This is a genomic window from Microbulbifer maximicatervae (SeqCode) (assembly GCF_052467305.1).
Genome location: NZ_CP174306.1, coordinates 4085011 through 4101819 on the forward strand (window position 1 = coordinate 4085011; position 16809 = coordinate 4101819).

The 16809-nt window shown below is 47.3% G+C and carries 13 protein-coding genes; 7 read left to right on the forward strand and 6 right to left on the reverse strand.

Going from position 1 to position 16809, the window contains the following annotated elements; all coding sequences use genetic code 11:
* The first annotated feature begins 208 nt into the window (after positions 1–208).
* Positions 209–934, forward strand: a complete 726-nt coding sequence (locus ACJJI4_RS17855) for a L,D-transpeptidase family protein (RefSeq protein ID WP_444925989.1) — start codon at positions 209–211, stop codon at positions 932–934.
* A gap of 246 nt (positions 935–1180) precedes the next feature.
* Here ACJJI4_RS17855 and gbpA read toward each other — a convergent pair whose 3' ends face one another.
* From gbpA to ACJJI4_RS17875, 4 genes are all read right to left on the reverse strand, one after another.
* On the reverse strand, positions 1181–2833 hold the full coding sequence (gene gbpA, locus ACJJI4_RS17860; RefSeq protein WP_444925990.1) for an N-acetylglucosamine-binding protein GbpA: 1653 nt from the start codon (positions 2831–2833) through the stop codon (positions 1181–1183).
* 785 nt (positions 2834–3618) lie between these two features.
* Positions 3619–4446, reverse strand: coding sequence for a DUF417 family protein (locus tag ACJJI4_RS17865; protein ID WP_444925991.1), 828 nt, complete (start codon positions 4444–4446; stop codon positions 3619–3621).
* A gap of 155 nt (positions 4447–4601) precedes the next feature.
* On the reverse strand, positions 4602–4970 hold the full coding sequence (locus ACJJI4_RS17870) for a cupredoxin domain-containing protein (protein WP_444925992.1): 369 nt from the start codon (positions 4968–4970) through the stop codon (positions 4602–4604).
* Positions 4971–7214, reverse strand: coding sequence for a heavy metal translocating P-type ATPase (locus tag ACJJI4_RS17875; RefSeq protein WP_444925993.1), 2244 nt, complete (start codon positions 7212–7214; stop codon positions 4971–4973).
* A 200-nt stretch (positions 7215–7414) separates the two neighbouring features.
* Between ACJJI4_RS17875 and ACJJI4_RS17880 the strand changes: the two genes are divergently transcribed.
* From ACJJI4_RS17880 to ACJJI4_RS17905, 6 genes are all read left to right on the forward strand, one after another.
* Positions 7415–8722: a DnaT-like ssDNA-binding domain-containing protein gene (locus ACJJI4_RS17880; RefSeq protein ID WP_108734619.1), complete on the forward strand. Its 1308-nt coding sequence runs from the start codon at positions 7415–7417 to the stop codon at positions 8720–8722.
* Complete coding sequence (locus ACJJI4_RS17885) at positions 8634–9299, forward strand: replication protein P (protein WP_108734620.1); 666 nt, start codon at positions 8634–8636, stop codon at positions 9297–9299. The genes ACJJI4_RS17880 and ACJJI4_RS17885 overlap by 89 nt, the downstream gene beginning before the upstream one ends.
* A gap of 142 nt (positions 9300–9441) precedes the next feature.
* Positions 9442–10020 (forward strand): hypothetical protein, encoded by a 579-nt coding sequence (locus tag ACJJI4_RS17890; protein WP_444925994.1) that lies wholly within the window; start codon positions 9442–9444, stop codon positions 10018–10020.
* 349 nt (positions 10021–10369) lie between these two features.
* On the forward strand, positions 10370–11080 hold the full coding sequence (locus ACJJI4_RS17895) for an outer membrane beta-barrel protein (RefSeq protein ID WP_444925995.1): 711 nt from the start codon (positions 10370–10372) through the stop codon (positions 11078–11080).
* A gap of 74 nt (positions 11081–11154) precedes the next feature.
* On the forward strand, positions 11155–11574 hold the full coding sequence (locus ACJJI4_RS17900) for a hypothetical protein (RefSeq protein ID WP_444925996.1): 420 nt from the start codon (positions 11155–11157) through the stop codon (positions 11572–11574).
* Positions 11575–11674: 100 nt separating this feature from the next.
* Entirely contained in the window at positions 11675–12112 is a 438-nt protein-coding gene (locus tag ACJJI4_RS17905; RefSeq protein WP_444925997.1) for a VanZ family protein, read from the forward strand.
* Here the strand turns inward: ACJJI4_RS17905 and ACJJI4_RS17910 are convergent.
* Both ACJJI4_RS17910 and ACJJI4_RS17915 read right to left on the reverse strand, forming a co-directional pair.
* Positions 12090–13970, reverse strand: coding sequence for a phytase (locus ACJJI4_RS17910; RefSeq protein WP_444925998.1), 1881 nt, complete (start codon positions 13968–13970; stop codon positions 12090–12092). The two genes, ACJJI4_RS17905 and ACJJI4_RS17910, sit on opposite strands and share 23 nt — an antisense overlap.
* A gap of 131 nt (positions 13971–14101) precedes the next feature.
* Entirely contained in the window at positions 14102–16705 is a 2604-nt protein-coding gene (locus ACJJI4_RS17915; RefSeq protein WP_444925999.1) for a TonB-dependent receptor, read from the reverse strand.
* Between the last annotated feature and the right edge of the window lie 104 nt (positions 16706–16809).

The following is a 16809-nucleotide window of genomic DNA, read 5'->3' on the forward strand; positions in this document are numbered from 1 at the left end:
AAATTGAAGCCATAGTCCCATCTGGCTACTGGCTTTTATCACCACTAAATTAACATCCAGAAAACAAACGCAACCAGCTTTTCAAAATTTAATTATTAATATAAATTAATACCCATAACAATTGTTAACAAGAGAAAACCGCCAACATCCTATATGCCTAAATATCCTCGACTGCTTTAAGAGAAGGCCAACCCAAAAAAATATCAGCATGAGAAATCCTAAAGTAGCCTCTACATTTATATTCTTACTCTGTGTAGTAAGCTCTTGTTTACAAGCGGAAGTCATCCCCACAAGTGTTAGAGCAAAAACATCTATATCTAGTGTTGAAGAGGAGCTTAAACAGGAGCTTTCTGAAAAAGGGCTTAAGTATGGCGCCCCTATTTTTATTCGCATATTTAAAAACCCCGGTATCTTAGAGGTCTGGATAGAGTCAGATAATAATTTATATTCTAAGTTTAAAAGCTACGATATTTGCACTTTCTCAGGAGATCTGGGGCCAAAATTGAGAGAAGGTGATCTACAAAGCCCGGAAGGTTTTTACTTTGTAAGTGCTAGCCGGTTAAACCCTTGGAGCCAATATCATCTTTCATTTAATCTAGGGTATCCCAATCAATATGATCGGCACCATGGCAGATCAGGTAGTGCTCTTATGATACATGGAGACTGTGTATCTATTGGCTGCTTTGCAATGACAAATCCATTTATCAATGAAATATATGCACTTACTGCTTCAGCAATAGAATCAGGACAAAGAATTGTCAGGGTTCACTCCTTCCCATTTCCACTTGAGGATGAGATCTTATCTCAATACAAAGATAATCAATGGCATTCTTTTTGGCTGAACCTAAAAGAAGGATACGATTACTTCAACAAATATAGGCGCCCTCCCAATGTAGAAGTTGTCGAAGGCCTGTATACCTTTAATGAAAGTTAACATTTAAAGTATCAAAGTTGCCATTTATGGCAATAAACCAACGAGTAGGCAGAAAGCTACTAGCAGCTAAAAAATCACTGCCTGATACTCATCAAATGATTTGATACATAGCGCCCCAAAAACCCCGCAATATAACTATGAGTCATAAAAATGCATAGTTCTATTCCTATATAGTTAATCGATATTTTCAGTTCAAGATAAAAAAAGGCCCCAAAAGGGGCCTTTTTTTATCTTATCGGGAATAAATTACAGTCTTTCCCAGAGTATCTCCCAGTTCCCACCAACACCTGGCTCGAACTGTATTGCACCTCTTTTTACTTCCTTACAGTAGTGGGAGTAAGCAGAGTCCTTACACTCGTAGACATTACCGTCACGGCCCAGGACTTTGGTGCCCGCAGCATAGTTTCTATGGCCTCTAGGGAAGACATAATCATAATCCTGATCACTTGAGGATTGGTCATCGTCATTGGAGCTATCATCATCTCCGTTCGAAGTATCATCGTCTCCATTAGAGTTGTCGTCATCGCCGTTGGAGCTATCGTCGTCGCCGCTCGAGGAGTCATCATCACCATTGGAAGTATCGTCATCCCCATTCGAGGAGTCATCATCACCAGAGGTTTCTTCAACCAGGTAGAAGTTCAGAGTGTTTTGATCAACCATGTTGCCATCGCGGTCTTTTACCACCACTACAACCATATGGTGCCCTGCTACAGTCTCTGAGAGAGTCAAGCTAGTACTGGCAGTATCACCATCATCAATGTTATTGCTATAGCTTGCTAGAGTATCACCGCCATGATTTACCACTGTAACCTCAACGCTGACATCTCCCGTAGCACTGAGAGCCAAGTCTAGAGAAATAGCACCGCCTGTAATTGTGTATTCACTTTCAAGGCCACTTACCGTTACTTCATAGTTGGGCTCTTCTTCGCTCAACTCGTAACCGATCTCGACATTTTCCAGGCCACTGCCATCTTTTAGATAAATGCGGTTGATACCGTACAGAGGCTCAAAGCTGTTATCACCATCGAAATCACCGGCGCGGATATCGGTCTGCTCTGCATTAATCAACTCAGCCAAATCGTGTGACCAGTTTTCAGCGATGCCCTGCTCTTCGGAGGCAATTTCCAAAACAGTGCTGTAAGACGAGTTTTCACCTGAGCCATCAAATACGCGGGTATATACTTTATCGCCAACGTTCAAGTCCTGCGTCGGATTGATGGTACCTGCAGCGCTCCATTCGGTATTAGTGACATTATCGCCATCGAATTCTACATCGATAACATTGTAGAAAGCGTTAACCGTATCACCCACATCCCAAACAGCCAGAATTACATGATAGCCCTCGCGATCTGGCACCTGACACTCGTGAGTTGTATTTACATCTGGCTGTTCATAATTGCCATCTATCTCACAGAATGGGTCGAGATCAAATTGATCGCGAGTCAAGACTGAATTCGGATTCCAATCTTCTTTAGTAATATAGTATTTCCAATCACGAGTTACATGGTTGGCGGTGAAGTACCATTTGAAGGTTTGCCAACCGGAGCTAATATAATTTTTTACCCAGCGATCAGATGTCTGTTCATTAAGCTCAGACCAGGCACTGCTTCCTCCACTGGCAATTTGCCCATCGGCAGGGCCGCTATCGGGAAAGCCTTCAGGACCTTCAATACTCTGTGGCTCCCACTGAACTGCGCCGCAATTCAAATTCATTTCACCGGTATCTAATGCGTATTTACACAGGGTACCACGCGCAGAAGCTACACCACCGTCAGCGGCCTCAACATAACCATGACTGAAAGCATTAGAACTGGCACCGGCTAATACCACTGCCATTAATGTGCGATTGACTATCGGTTGTTTAAATACGGATGCTAATTTTTTCTTACGTAGAATCATATCTCTGCCCATTTATTACTTTGCGCTCAACTTCCTTCCCCAGCTAAACACAAATTTTTACTTTTAGAGGATGTAAATCCTGCAACGCTAGCGACAGAGTTATGGACCACCACTAATTGGCACGGTTCCTATTATTTTTATAATTTAAACAAACAACTTTCAGCGTGTCACCGAAAGATAAGTCTAATTTTTAATAAATACCATCCCATTAAAAGTTCCATACAAACACAAAAATAAAAACATAAATAATGACAAAATAATTTCTTACAAAATAGAAAAATGACAACCTAAAACAAAAAATAAGACCATAATTTCGGGTAATTAATGCAACATAACGTCAATAAAAGCGACATTTAGTGGTATTTTATTCCAGCAAGGGCAGTCAGGTGTAAATCCGAATATACCGCTTATAAAAATATAAAAACAAAATATGGAAGAACTATGAATTTCACACTTAAGCCCTCCCGAAACTCAATATGAAACCCTAACTAACTCCACCTATCGCTTACCGGCAAAAAAACACGGTGCACCCACGACAAAATAGAAACAGAAAAAACCTAGAAAACAACGGCCAATACTTCTTCTGTAACTAATCGGGCAGAGGGTTTTCCAATGAAAATTAAAAATATTAGTTTTTTAAAGCTTTCACTTCACTGAATTCATACCGGCCAGATATCCCTGAGCTCACAGAAAATGCCACCTTTCGATAACTTACAAATAGTATTCCCAATGTATCAAAGCTGGCATTTTGGGGGCCTCAGAGCAACTCTTTGACCCCATCAGTTTTAAGATTTAATCATGGAGTTTCTAAAGCCCAAGATTAATATCAGGTTTGCGATAAACCACAGATCTTTAATAATAAAAATACCGCTGGAGCTAAGTTGCCAGGGAGCTACCCAACTGCCTGGATAGGAGTAGAGGAAGGTCTGGGTTGTTATAAATACTGCGGCACAAAGCAATAGTCCCGGCCAAAACAGCTGCCGGATATAAATACCCAAGGCGAGGATAGCCAGCGCAATCAAGTCATATATACCGATAAGATTTGAGGCCACCTGCACGCTAAATAGACTGTATAACCACGACATCAGTGGCGAAGTGCTTACCAGGCCTTCAATCCCCTCAGCCTCAAGCGCTGTGAATTTCATCCCACCAATCCAGAGTAATACCAAACCGACAGGGAAATAATTGAGCCATATCAGCTTTAGTGGACTCAACGAATCCCTATACAACCAGGTAATACCCAAGGCTAACAGGGCAGAGTACTTAATTATCCCCTGTCCTGAGCCAATTGCCGGAAAGCCGCCCAGGGAGTCGATCCAATGGCCGCTGCCAAGAAGACTCAGTAGGGGCGCTAGCGATATTAAAATCAGAAGGATTGCCAGGGGCTTAACAACCCGCTCAAAGCGAAGGGCGAGTGCCCCCAAAATAGCGGCGACTGAAAAAATAATGGCGGTCATTAAACGTATAGAGGAAAGCACCTCCTCATTAGTGACACCGTAGAATTCAAATACGCGCTTGATACCACCCCATTGGCCGGAAAAAAGCGCCACCGCAATAAGCGCAAAGGCGATGGCCACCAGGGCGAAGGGAAGTTTTCGAAGAAGAAATGACATTTGTTGACGACCTCTTAACAAATTAGAGCTTAGTCACCAGCCTGACCAGAGCCCCTCTCTCCATACAGGTGAAAGGCGGCTCTGGGGTATTGGTTAAATCTATGTCGTCTTGGCCCGGGGAATTATTACACCCCCATAGAGAATCACATTTACTGTTACTCCAGTATCAATGTGCCCCGATACATTTGCATCTGGCAGTTGAACGGGTATTCACCCGGCTCGGCTCTTGGTATTTCCACCAAGGTATCCTGATTCAGGGCAAGCTGAGCACTGACTTCCAAGTCTGGAAACAATACCCACTCGGAGCAGGGGCTTGGGTCCTCCCGGTGAAAATGCAAAGTCGCTGTGCGACCGGCGGGCAGGCGGATAAGATCCGGTTCGTAAACTCCATCCTTAACCAGAATCTGTAAATTATCCGTGCTCGGCGTCGCCTTACTGGCACTTCTTTTTGGCCCCAACCAAAACCACCAGATAACAGCCAGAATCATCAGCACACCGACGATATTTACGAGAGCTTCAGCCATTTAGCGAGCCTCCGATGGTTTAAAGAAGCGCAGGCGGTTGGCATTACTGACCACTGTCAGGGAGGAAAGCGCCATAGCACCACCGGCAACAATGGGGCTCAGTAACATACCCGTAATCGGGTAGAGGACACCGGCGGCGATGGGAATGCCCAGAGTGTTATAAATAAAAGCTCCAAACAGGTTTTGCTTGATGTTGTGCAAAGTGGCCCGGGACAACTCCACGGCATTGGCGACCCCGTGCAGGGAGGAACGCATTAGGGTGACATCGGCGCTCTCAATAGCAACATCGGTACCGGCACCTATCGCAAAGCCCACATCGGCCCGCGCCAGGGCCGGGGCATCGTTAATCCCGTCACCCACCATACCCACTCGCTCGCCTTTTTTTTGCAATTCAGCGACGATCCCCTCTTTATCTTCCGGCAATAGTTCTGCGTGAACTCGGTCGATGCCCAGTTGCCGGGCAACCGCTTCGGCACTGCCGTGATTGTCCCCGGTAAGCATTTCAATGCGTAAACCCAGTTTGTTCAGTCGCTCGATTGCAGCTTGCGCATCAGCGCGAATCGGATCGGCTACAGCAATAATCCCCCGCAACTTGCCGTCCACGGCGGCGTACATCACCGTGCGCCCCACCTCGGCCAATTTGGCTGCCCGCTCACTCCAGGCATCCAGGGAAACAGCCTCCTTTTGCATTAACTTGGTATTCCCCAACAGCACGCGACTGCCACCGATATCACCACTCACACCGTGAGCTGTGATGGCTTCAAAGTTGGCTGGAGACTGCAATTCAAGGTTTTTATCGTGAGCGGCCGTCACTATGGCTTCGGCCAAGGGGTGCTCTGAGCCCTGCTCCAGGCTCGCCACTAAACGCAGCAGTTCATCGCTGTCGCCATCACTATCGATATCTGTCAGACGCGGAGAACCCTCGGTGAGAGTCCCGGTTTTATCCACAACCAGGACATCCAGAGTGCAGGATTGTTGCAGGGCCTTGCCGTTGCGCACCAGTACACCGTACTCGGCACCTTTGCCCACCCCCACCATAACCGACATGGGAGTCGCCAAACCCAAGGCACAGGGACAGGCGATAATCAGCACCGAAGTCAGTACTACTAACATATGGGCAACCCGAGGATCGGGGCCCAAGTTGAACCAAACCAGTGCGGCCACCAGGGCAATAATCATCACCACTGGCACAAAGATGCCGGAAATCTTGTCCGCCAAGCGCGCGATAGGTACCCGGGAGCTCTGGGCATTCTTTACCATCTCGATAATCTGCGCGAGGCGGGTGTCGGAACCCACTTTATCTGCGCGAAACAGCAGGCTGCCATTTTTATTCAGGGTGCCGGCGGCGAGGCTGTCACCCTCCGCCTTTTTCACCGGCACTGGTTCCCCGGTGAGCATGGATTCATCCACCAGGCTGCGCCCTTCAAGCACAGTGCCATCCACCGGAATTTTCTCGCCGGGGCGGACGCGCAGCTGGTCTCCCTGCTGCACCTGCTCGATAGGCAGATCCACCTCCCGGCCGTCTCTCAATACCCGCGCGGATGTATCCTGGAGCTCCAACAACTTCTCCACTGCGGCACTGGTGCGCCCGCGCGCCCGAATCTCCAGTGCCTGACCGAGGCTGATCAGGCCAATAATCATGGCACTGGCCTCGAAGTACACATGTCGTACCGCTTCCGGTAAGAGATGGGGAATCAGTACCACGATCATGGAAAAGAGCCAGGCCGTTCCCGTGCCCAGGGCCACCAGCGTATCCATAGTGGCATTGTGGTGACGCAGTGCCTTCCAGGCGCCACTGAAGAAGTTGCCGCCACAGAAGACCAGCACCGCCAGGGTAATCAGCCCCATGACACCCCAGGCCAGCTGCTCCGCCGGGGTATTCACCGATACCTTGTCGGTGATCAGCCCCCAGGCCATCATTGGCACGCCCACGCCCAGAGCAAATGCCGAGCGCCACAACTGCTGGCGATAGTGCCGCTGTGTCTGCTCCCGCTGTTCCGCGCGCTGCTCTCGTTCACTACTTCGCAAGAGTTCAGCGCCGTAGCCCGCGCCTCGGACGGCTTCGATACAGGATTCAGCCTCTGCCGGGCCGTATACCGACAGGATTTTGTCTGACAGGTTTACCCGGGCATCAGTCACCCCGGCTACGGCCTTAACCGCAGTCTCAATTTTGTCAATACAACCGGCACAATTGACTCCACTCAAACGGAACACCGTTGGCGCAGATTGTTGCTCCTTCGTCATCTTGCTCTCCCGCAACACCAATTACAGCGACAAAGTTACAACCTTACCGCTAGGGGAAGGCAACAGTTGGCAGCGCACCGTCTGCCGAAATTTCGCAGTCAATTCATCCTTCAGCTTAGTGGTTGGCACCAGGGGCAGGAAAAGGCTGAGGATTCGCCAATGATCGCGCATGCGATGCGACGGAATGTTATTATCGCGCCATGACACATCCCCTGCTTCCCGAAAGACCCCTGAGTATCTCTCCTTCTCTGGCTGCCACTGTCGGCCTGGAGGAAGCTGTGCTGCTCACTGCACTTGGCGACCTGGCTCCATTCCTTCCCCTGGAGCCCTACGGAGGTCGGGATTGGTATACCGCCGAGGGGGAGCAGCTATATCTGCTGCTGCCCTTCTGGCAAGCAGCGGATATCCAGCGGGTAGCCACCAGCTTGCGCAACCAGGGTGCCCTTCTGCTGGGGGCGGCACCATTCGGCAGTAGCGAGATTCTGAAGTTCGCCCTGCCCGGTGAGTACAAGCGCCCGGTGGCAACACCCCCTACCCCGTCCAACCGCAATGCCAACACTATTGCCCCCAGTTGGCAGCCGGATAGTGAAACCATGGCACGTATCGCCCAACTGGGTATTCCCGAGCACTTTGTAAGGGAGCAATTACCGGAGTTTGTCACTTACTGGCGCGAGCGCGCCGAGCCCCGCCACTCCTTTGGCTCCCTGTTCCTGCGCCAGGTTAAAAGCAAGTGGGAGGCTTTTCGCGCAACGGCTCAGCGCAAGCAGCCACTGCCCAACGGCTGGCAACCCAGCGATGAGACTCTGCGCAAGCTGGCGGACGAGGGAGTCCCCAGCACTTTTGTCGGCCGCGGCCTACAGCGCTTTCTCGATTACCACCGCTCCAGTGGCAAGCAGTCCATTTCCTGGGATTTGGAATTCAATGACTGGATCATGGAAGACTGGGAAAAGCAGGACACGCCATTTATCGAAAAACGCAAGCCCACTGCTATGTCCCGCGATTGGCAGCCCAGCGAGCACACCTGGGAGCAGTTGCAGCGCCTGGCCATCAATCCGCGCTTTGCCGCCGAATTGCTACCGGAATTTATTTATAAATGGACCGAGCGCGGTGGCCACAGTGCCCGCTGGGGTGAACTGTTTATCGAGTATGCGCGGGAAGAGTGGGCCTATTACTGCCAGGGTATTGAGAAAAACCCGGTGGCCAAACCTATCTCCCGCAACTGGCAGCCCAGTGGTGACTGCCTGAGTCATTTGATGAACCAATGCGAGATAGATCGCGACTTTGCTCTATCCCTGGTTCCGGAATTTATTATTTACTGGCGCGGTCAAAATGCCGCACGTAAAAGCTGGGACGCCGTATTTGTGCGTCACGCGCGCCACCAGTGGGCGGAGCGCAACAAACTGGCAATAGGAAACTCTTATGGCAATCCACAAGACTCCCACAACAACACCAACCAGCGCACCCGCGACCGGTCAATCGGCGACATACTCACAGACACAAACTGGTAGTGAACAGGGCCAGGAACTGCTGAACGAAAAGAAGCGCGCAATCAATGAAGTATTTGCGCTGTTTAAACTGAATTATCACAATCAGTTCAGCGCAGCGTTTCCAGACACTGAAACCCTTCACCACGCTAAGCGCCTCTGGCTGGAGGCCCTGCTTGCTTTCGCTCCCCAGGATATTATGCAGGGTGCCAAGCGAGCGATCCTGCAAAGCGAGTACCTGCCCACCGTACATAAAATGCTGCAGCTGTGCGCCGCTGGGGAGAATGGTTTACCGGAAGCACGCGCCGCCTATCGCGAAGCCTGCAATGCCCCCAGCCCCAAAACCAATTACAACTGGAGCCACTTAGCAATCTATCACGCAGGGCGGGAATCCAACTGGTTTTTTCTTGCCAATAACCCCGAGTCTATCGCCTACCCAGTCTTTGCTGAGCACTATCGAAAAATATGTGAACGAGTCCTGGGGGGAGAAAAACTAACCGCTCCAGAGCAATTAAAGCTGGAGGAAAACCCCGGCTCACCACTTTCCAAGGAAGAAAATTCGAAAAGACTCTCGGAGATGCGAGCAAAGCTTGGCATTTAGAAATTAACAGCCAACTGCTTACTCTGACTTTGAATACAGGGCCTGATACCTAAAGGCCCTCACGCCAATGACTTGTGAAGTGAAAGCCCTGATCTAGCTTTACTGTGCTTGAAATAAAAATAAACAAAGCACAGGACAGATCATGAATAATTTTAAGACCACCTTAAATATAAGCTTTTTTTCCAGCCTTATATTCACTTTCGCTACAAATACCAGCGCTGACTTTGCCAACAGGAAATATATTGGGGCTACCCTCGGTGAAACCTCTTATCCTCAATTTTGCTCATCTGCAAACCCCCGGATAAAATCACAGATTCCTCACGGATCTACAGACGGACGCTTTCATTGCAATAGTAGCGGCAGTACGATTAAGTTTTATGGCGGCTTGCGCTGGAACAGATACCTCGCCCTTGAAATCAGCTATCTAAAACCTTCAGCTGCGCAAAGCAGCTTTTATACCAATAATGAAAATGGAGAGTATGCAAAGGCTGCATACCAGGTTGAAACACATTTATTGACCGCCTTTTTATTGGGTTTTTATCCTGTTAACTCCAATATAAATATGTTTGCCAGAGTCGGGGCTGGAGCTTGGAGAGGGAAATTATCAGAGCAACAATCCGCTCAATTTTATATCCCCCAGCAATTATCCAATGGACAATTCACGACACAACTTCAGACGTTCGATAAAGACAAGTCCCAAAACCACAAAGGCCCTCACTGAGGAGTTGGGGTCGGTATGAATTATGTCTATAGGAATCACTGGATTTGGAGACTGGAGTGGGAGAAACTGGAGCCCACTGGAGTAGACTTCAATGCAGAAACACTATCACTGGGTTTAGGACGGCTTTTTTGAATTTTGTTAATTGACACCTATAACTTTATACAAATTAAATAGAGTTCCCGCGCACTATTACTGGGAACTCTACCTTTAGGCGCCAAATCCAGTTAATAGAGTAGGTCCTACCTTCGACCAATCTAAAAGACGTTATTATTTTGGTGGTTGCCTTAATCAAATTTCACTCTAAAATCAGCTTCAGCGGTCCCCCATATAAGCTAAACAAGGTCAAGCCATGAACCGCTTTAGCCCCCTATTCATTATTTTTCTACTTTCCTTACCAGCCCTTGCTTGCGCCGATTTCTACTCACACAAATATGCTGGTATTTCTTTCGGTAACCAGCATGCCAATAACTTGTGTAGCGAAGCAGAAAAGCGAGTTCAACAAATTAGCGCCAGCTTAGATCAAGTGGATCTCAGTCTGTGTGATGATAAAAATAACGCCTGGAAACTATTTGCAGGAACTCGATGGACACCTTACCTGGCAATTGAAGCCAGCTATCAAAATTTCAATAAGTACCAGCTGGATACCCATATCTCATATGGGGATGGTGAATATTTAAACTATTTCTCTGATTTTGATAGCCAGCTTTTCAATATATTTTCCCTGGCGTATCTTCCCCTAGGAGAGTCATTTAGCTTATTCGGGAAACTTGGCACCGGCATCTGGTACGCGGAAACCAATGAGATTCAGAAGGGTGAAGTTTTTATCCTATACCAGCTTGAAGATGGCAGTTTAATAGAACAATTAACTCCAGTCAGAGGTGAATTAACCGATAGCAGCAATGGATTCCACTGGGCATATGGTGCTGGTGTTAACTATAGCTACAGGGGCAAATGGAGCCTACGGATAGAGTGGGAACAGTTTTCAAAAATTGGGGGCGATACGTTTCTGGATGAAATAGATAGTGAAGCTATCACCATGGGTTGGAGTATGCATTTTTAATAAAGTAAGGAAGGTTCAACATTAATTATTCCTAGAAAAACAGCTATCAGCTCACCGATTCAAACAATAAAAAAATGAAAAATAAGAAAAAAAACCTACAAGCAAAAGATCTAAAAGAATACAGTGAAGACTATAGAGCAAAAATAGAATTTGAAAATCGATTAAAAGATGAATATAAATTAATTAAAATATTTCCACTATTATTTTTCACTATAATACTTATTATTTCAGTTTTTCTTTCGGGTTACGCTCAACGATATGACGAACTTTTAATGGCCATTACCTTTGGGGTTATACTTACTTTATACGGTCTTAACTGGCAACTGGAACAGAAGAAAATTAACACCCCCCCTATCTGCAGTAATTGCAATAACAAGATGCGGCGCTGTGAATATACCAGCGGATGCAGGTGGCAAGATCTGAGGGGAGTCGTCTATCTATGTGAAGACTGCAAGTCAAAAATAATTGATACTGAGCCATCACAATCTGGTTAACTCTCAGTTTTTTAAGGCCTCTCTTTCCTCTCTCATAAGATATAGATAAAATCAACATCTAGACTTCACAAGATTAAACAAAACTGTATCAATAAGTATTATGCCAAGATTTCTCAAGGCTTCAGCCCTACTGTTTTTTCTTTTTATTCTTTGGATTATCTATCTAGCCAATACCGGATCGAGTAGTATATTTTTTGACCTTGTCCGTGCTATCCCCTATGGCGATAAATTAGGCCATATCGCCTTGTTTGGTACTTTTGGCCTTATCCTGATACTTGCCACCCGCGCCACTTATTTTAAGCTCGGCTTTATTAGAGTTTACTATGGTGCTATCGCAGTGCTTGGCTTTGCCCTGATTGAAGAGATAAGCCAAGCATTTGTTCGCTCAAGGACTTTTGACTTACTTGATCTGGCCGCCGATATCGTTGGAGTGATACTTGCGAGCTCTCTGGTTTACCTGGTTCAGAGAGCCCGCAATATTAACAATTTAAGCCAGCCTGAAAACCCCGATACCGCTAGTGAGACAACAGACGATTGATATCTCCCCAATCAACCAATTTAAAATTCTGGGCTGCGCTGGGCATTCGGTTGCGCCCATCCTGGACAACTAACAAACCTCGAGGATATTCCGCACCCAAAGCTGAACTGGTAACGGCCAAACCATCGGTCTCCGAACTGCCATCCACACCTAGCTGGGGATTCATACCAACCCGAAAATGGGTAATAAATTCATTCCCACTACGGCTGAATAGTGCATAGCTATCATTACCTTGACTGGATATCACTAGATAGCCCTTATCGCCATCCTGATAAAGTGCCAATCCCTCTATATCTGCCACCAGCTTTTCACCATCCACTTCTGCCACCAACTCTGGAGAGGCCTCTGATAAGGACTTTAGGTCCAGCCGCCAAATCCCCCGGTCTTCCTCAGCAAAAAACAGGGTTCCGAACTGGTCATCCACAACACAGCCTTCAACCTGTCCATAGTCATCAAACTGGATACCCTGCTCAATCTCAAACTCATTGGAGGACTCAGAGACATTAATTTTGAGCTGATGCAAGCTGGCCTCCTTGTCAGAAACCCAGGCATAAAGCCCACTATCGTCCTGTTGCAGGCACAAGCCATAGGGATCATGAAGCCCTATACCCCGGTATCCAAGATACCCCACCTCGCCCATTGTACTGATAGAAAATAGATCCAAACCGGGGTTAGTACGATTAGAGGCAACGGCAATCGCATCAATATTAGGGTGGGAAATTTTACGGATATCAACATTATTAACCCTGCCTACCGGAAAGTGCTGTTTTAAGCCGCCTGATAGATGATAGATATTGAGCCCCTTTTTTTTATCTGTAGCAAAAATCAGGCTGTTTGCCGGCGAATGAGAGTTCACCCAAATGGCGGGATCATCGGCAGCATCCCCATAAGAGTGAACGGGGTCAGTTTGTCCCCTGGCCGCAATAGTGGGAATAATCTCAAGCGGATTACCTGTAGCGCTGGTCAGCTTGGTATTTATCGGGAAATAGGTTATTTCACTCTGCTTATCATTTAACACGGCCAACTTATCACCAAAAACTGCTATTGAAGCAGGACTTTCTGCAGGCAAAGTCCAAGACTGGTGGGGCCTATCACTTCCTGACAAGTCAAAAACCTGTACTCCCTGTTCCACAGCAATCCAGATTTGGTCCTGCTGATAATCCAGTTGCAAGCTGCCGAAATCATCACCGAGCTGTTCCGCCGAGATTAAAAGCTCACGCTCCTCATCTCGCTCTGCATCGGCATTCAATGCCAATATCCCAACAGGTGGCTGTGATACCAATAATCGTCCCCGACGGTTATCCACGCTACACCTATTAACTTCCTCCCCTAAATATATTGGGCGGATCCCGGTAAAGTCCCAGTGCCCACCGCTGGGAGAAAGCAGGTACTCAACTCCCAACCCATCCTCTTCAATGACAAACAGGTGGTCTCTTCCTTCTTGTAGTGAAAAACAGAGTGCGCTCACAGGCTTGGCACTCTCAAGCTTTCCTAAAAGTTGAAGCTGCAAATCATCATTTAGATCAGTAAATAATTGATATAGCTGTAATTGCGCTTCCTGCTCTTCGTAAGCGGCCACCAGGTAGCTACCATCTTCCCTTGGCTGAATGGCAAGTGCCTCTACTCTGCCATCCTTTTGAACTTGTATTTCTGCGGACTCATCTACAAGCACTAGCCCCTTATCTTTACTGGATAGCAACAAGTATTGCTGCTTAGGGAAACTGACCAGCTGAATCTGTTCAGCTATCAGCCCCTTTAAAGAGATGATCTTTTGTGAAGATAATCTTTGACTATCCTTTTCAAGATCACATCCGAGTAATATAAGGCAGGACAAAACACCCACTATTGAAAAACGCATAATAAAACCTGCTTAGGACTTACCGGTAACTGACAGAAAATATTATTTTTACAAAAACAAAGCCCCCACAATATTGCAGGGGCTTTATCAGGGTAAAAAATTGCACTAATCCAAAAATTCCAGTGTAAATTCTAGAAAGTGCTATAGCTCAGCCCAATCGCATAGGTCGGACCGTATTCTTCGTACTGACCATTAAACCCAGACGTGTGAACATAGTAAGGTTCATCCGTGAGGTTAACCCCAGTAAAAGTAAGTTGAAGGCCATTATCAAAGCGGTAGCGGGCCGACAAATCCAATTGCAAATGGTCTTCTTCGTAGCGATCATTAGCCTCATTTTCAAGGTCTACTTCCAGCAGGCGTTCACTGCGAAAAGCTGCTGACAGGCGCATACTAAAGGCATCGCGCTCATAGCCTACTATAAAGTTGCCGACAAAATCTGCCTGGGAAGGCATAGATATTTTGTCACTGCGATCAATACTATTGAGACCCAGATCAGCTTCTGAATCGGTAAATGTTGCATTGGCCCTGAGTAAGAACCCATTTTCAAAACCTTGAGTCCAGGCCAGTTCAGCACCGCTGATACGGGCGTTGTCTCCGTTAATCGGTTGCCATACTTCAGCATCGTCAACCGCTAAATTCCCTACAAAACGGGTAAAATCGGTATTACTGGAAACCTCAGACATAACAATAAAGTTATCGATACTCTTATGGAAAAGTCCCACAGAGAACATACCCAAATCGTCCGCATAGTATTCGGCAGACAGGTCGATATTGCGGGATTCATAGGGGTCTAATTCTGGATTTCCAGCTTCAACCTCCAGTTCCCCATCATCGTATTCAATTTTGGCCGGAGAGGGGTTCAAATAGCCAAATGATGGACGCGATAAGGACTCCGAATAAGCTGCACGGAGAACAACATTATCGTTGTAATCAAACTTGTAATTAATACTGGGGAAGAAATTGTCGTAGTCCCGCTCGTAGTTAACCTCAGTGGCATAAACCCCTTCTGAAATTAAATCGGCACCCGGCAGGGACTCTTCCGACTCTGCCACATTCACTCCTTCAGCAGTAAATTCGGTGCGCTCATAGCGAACCCCAAAAACCAGCTGGGAGCGATCCAACTCAATAGAATTCATCACATACAAGGCCGTGATGTCTTCATTCATTGCGTAGTCACGGGCGGATGCCAAAGCGGTCTCAGTCTCATCTATGTCAAAATCACTGAGGTTAGCATTGATAAAACTATTCAGGCTTCCAACATTGACGCCAGGTCCAAATGCATCCAAACCATAATCGATACTATTGCGAGAAAAGTCCGCCAGAGTGTAATCCCCACCAAACCCTTCATATACAGTCGCATTTAAGTCACCAGCCTTTTCTCGCTGACGCTCATGTAATCCGAATTTAACAACTGAAGGATTGCCAGCCCAATCCATTTCTCTACTGAGATCAATACGGAAGCTGATTTCTTCATCTTCAGTAAAGTTATCTTCAATGACCAACTCATCGAGTTGATAACTGGCCGGGTCCAATACTGCTTCAACATCCTCACTTCCCACCGCCATGCAGGGAGTATCACCAGCTTCAACATACCCCAAACGCAGGGAGTCCAAGACAAAATCGGTATCGCGTCGATTGGGTTCAGATTCCTCTGCATGGGAATATCCCAAGGCATAGGACAATCCCCATTGCTCAAAATTATGCTCGCCACCAAATACCGCAGAAATAATTTCCTGCTCTTCCAGGCGATCCTTCAGGGACTTCTCCAACGCGGCCTCTTCCCATTCTGCCGAGTTGGCCGAAATAGTCTCCGGCTCATCGCGCTCATCATCGAGCTTCCAGGAATTGCGCTGGCGGATTTCCTGATCAGAAAAATCGGAGTACAAGCTGTGGAGATAGATGCTTGAGTCACTGCCCAGGTCCAGGTCGAAGTTGGCAGCAAGACCTGTGCGCTCCCGGGTAATACTGTAATCGCGATGTTCTATTTCGGTCGCGCCCTTAGCTACAGAGCCATCTTCAGCGGTCAGTTCTTCCCAGCTACCATCAGTCTCAATATTATCTGAGCCAAAATCCCGCTCCTGGTGACTTAGCGCTAAGGCCACCCCGAGACGGCGCTCTCCATCAAGTTCAAAAATATTGGTCATGGTGGCAGCCACTTTGGGGCTGTACTCTTCCTGAAGCTCGCTGTAGCTATTCTCTACGCTGAACTTGTAGCGATTGCTGTCATAATCCAGGGCATTCAGACTTTTGATCTCAATGGCACCGCCAATAGAATCTGCGCTCATATCAGGCGTAAGAGTTTTAAATACCTCCAAACTCGCCAATAAGTCCGATGGAATAACATCCAGGGCTACCGCCCGGGTGTTTGTTTCCGGTGCGGGCAGGCTCACCCCATTAATTGTTGCCGCATTCAAATTTGGATCTATACCCCGTACCCCAACGAAACGCCCCTCACCCTGATCTCTCGCAATAAATACACCGGGCATCCGCTGTAACGCTTCTGTGACATTGGCATCGGGGAGTTCACCAATCGCATCAGAAGATTGCACCGCTACGACCTTATTGGCGTCCCGCTGTCGATCCAAGTCGCTGCGCGCATTACTTGCCTGGGCGGTAACCGTCACCGTTTCCATTAGCTGCTCATTTTCTGCGACAGCATTTGCACTAATGATGGCAGTCGCCAGAGCCGCCAATGGCATTCCCAGTAACCGCAAGCCTGAAGTTCTGTATTTCATTGCGTCCCACTCCCACATTACCGGTGGTTAATTGAATTGGACGCAGACTAGAAGGCCGCTATGAACTTTACGTGACATTTTTTTTAAGCTTGTCATCACATAGT

Coding starts and splice junctions, on each gene's coding strand:
- ACJJI4_RS17910 (WP_444925998.1), bottom strand. CDS start 13,970: ATGCGTTTTTCAATAGTGGGTGTTTTGTCCTGCCTTATATTACTCGGA.
- ACJJI4_RS17870 (WP_444925992.1), bottom strand. CDS start 4,970: ATGGCTGAAGCTCTCGTAAATATCGTCGGTGTGCTGATGATTCTGGCT.
- ACJJI4_RS17865 (WP_444925991.1), bottom strand. CDS start 4,446: ATGTCATTTCTTCTTCGAAAACTTCCCTTCGCCCTGGTGGCCATCGCC.
- ACJJI4_RS17890 (WP_444925994.1), top strand. CDS start 9,442: ATGAATAATTTTAAGACCACCTTAAATATAAGCTTTTTTTCCAGCCTT.
- gbpA (WP_444925990.1), bottom strand. CDS start 2,833: ATGATTCTACGTAAGAAAAAATTAGCATCCGTATTTAAACAACCGATA.
- ACJJI4_RS17905 (WP_444925997.1), top strand. CDS start 11,675: ATGCCAAGATTTCTCAAGGCTTCAGCCCTACTGTTTTTTCTTTTTATT.
- ACJJI4_RS17895 (WP_444925995.1), top strand. CDS start 10,370: ATGAACCGCTTTAGCCCCCTATTCATTATTTTTCTACTTTCCTTACCA.
- ACJJI4_RS17885 (WP_108734620.1), top strand. CDS start 8,634: ATGGCAATCCACAAGACTCCCACAACAACACCAACCAGCGCACCCGCG.
- ACJJI4_RS17915 (WP_444925999.1), bottom strand. CDS start 16,705: ATGAAATACAGAACTTCAGGCTTGCGGTTACTGGGAATGCCATTGGCG.
- ACJJI4_RS17880 (WP_108734619.1), top strand. CDS start 7,415: ATGACACATCCCCTGCTTCCCGAAAGACCCCTGAGTATCTCTCCTTCT.
- ACJJI4_RS17900 (WP_444925996.1), top strand. CDS start 11,155: ATGAAAAATAAGAAAAAAAACCTACAAGCAAAAGATCTAAAAGAATAC.
- ACJJI4_RS17875 (WP_444925993.1), bottom strand. CDS start 7,214: ATGACGAAGGAGCAACAATCTGCGCCAACGGTGTTCCGTTTGAGTGGA.
- ACJJI4_RS17855 (WP_444925989.1), top strand. CDS start 209: ATGAGAAATCCTAAAGTAGCCTCTACATTTATATTCTTACTCTGTGTA.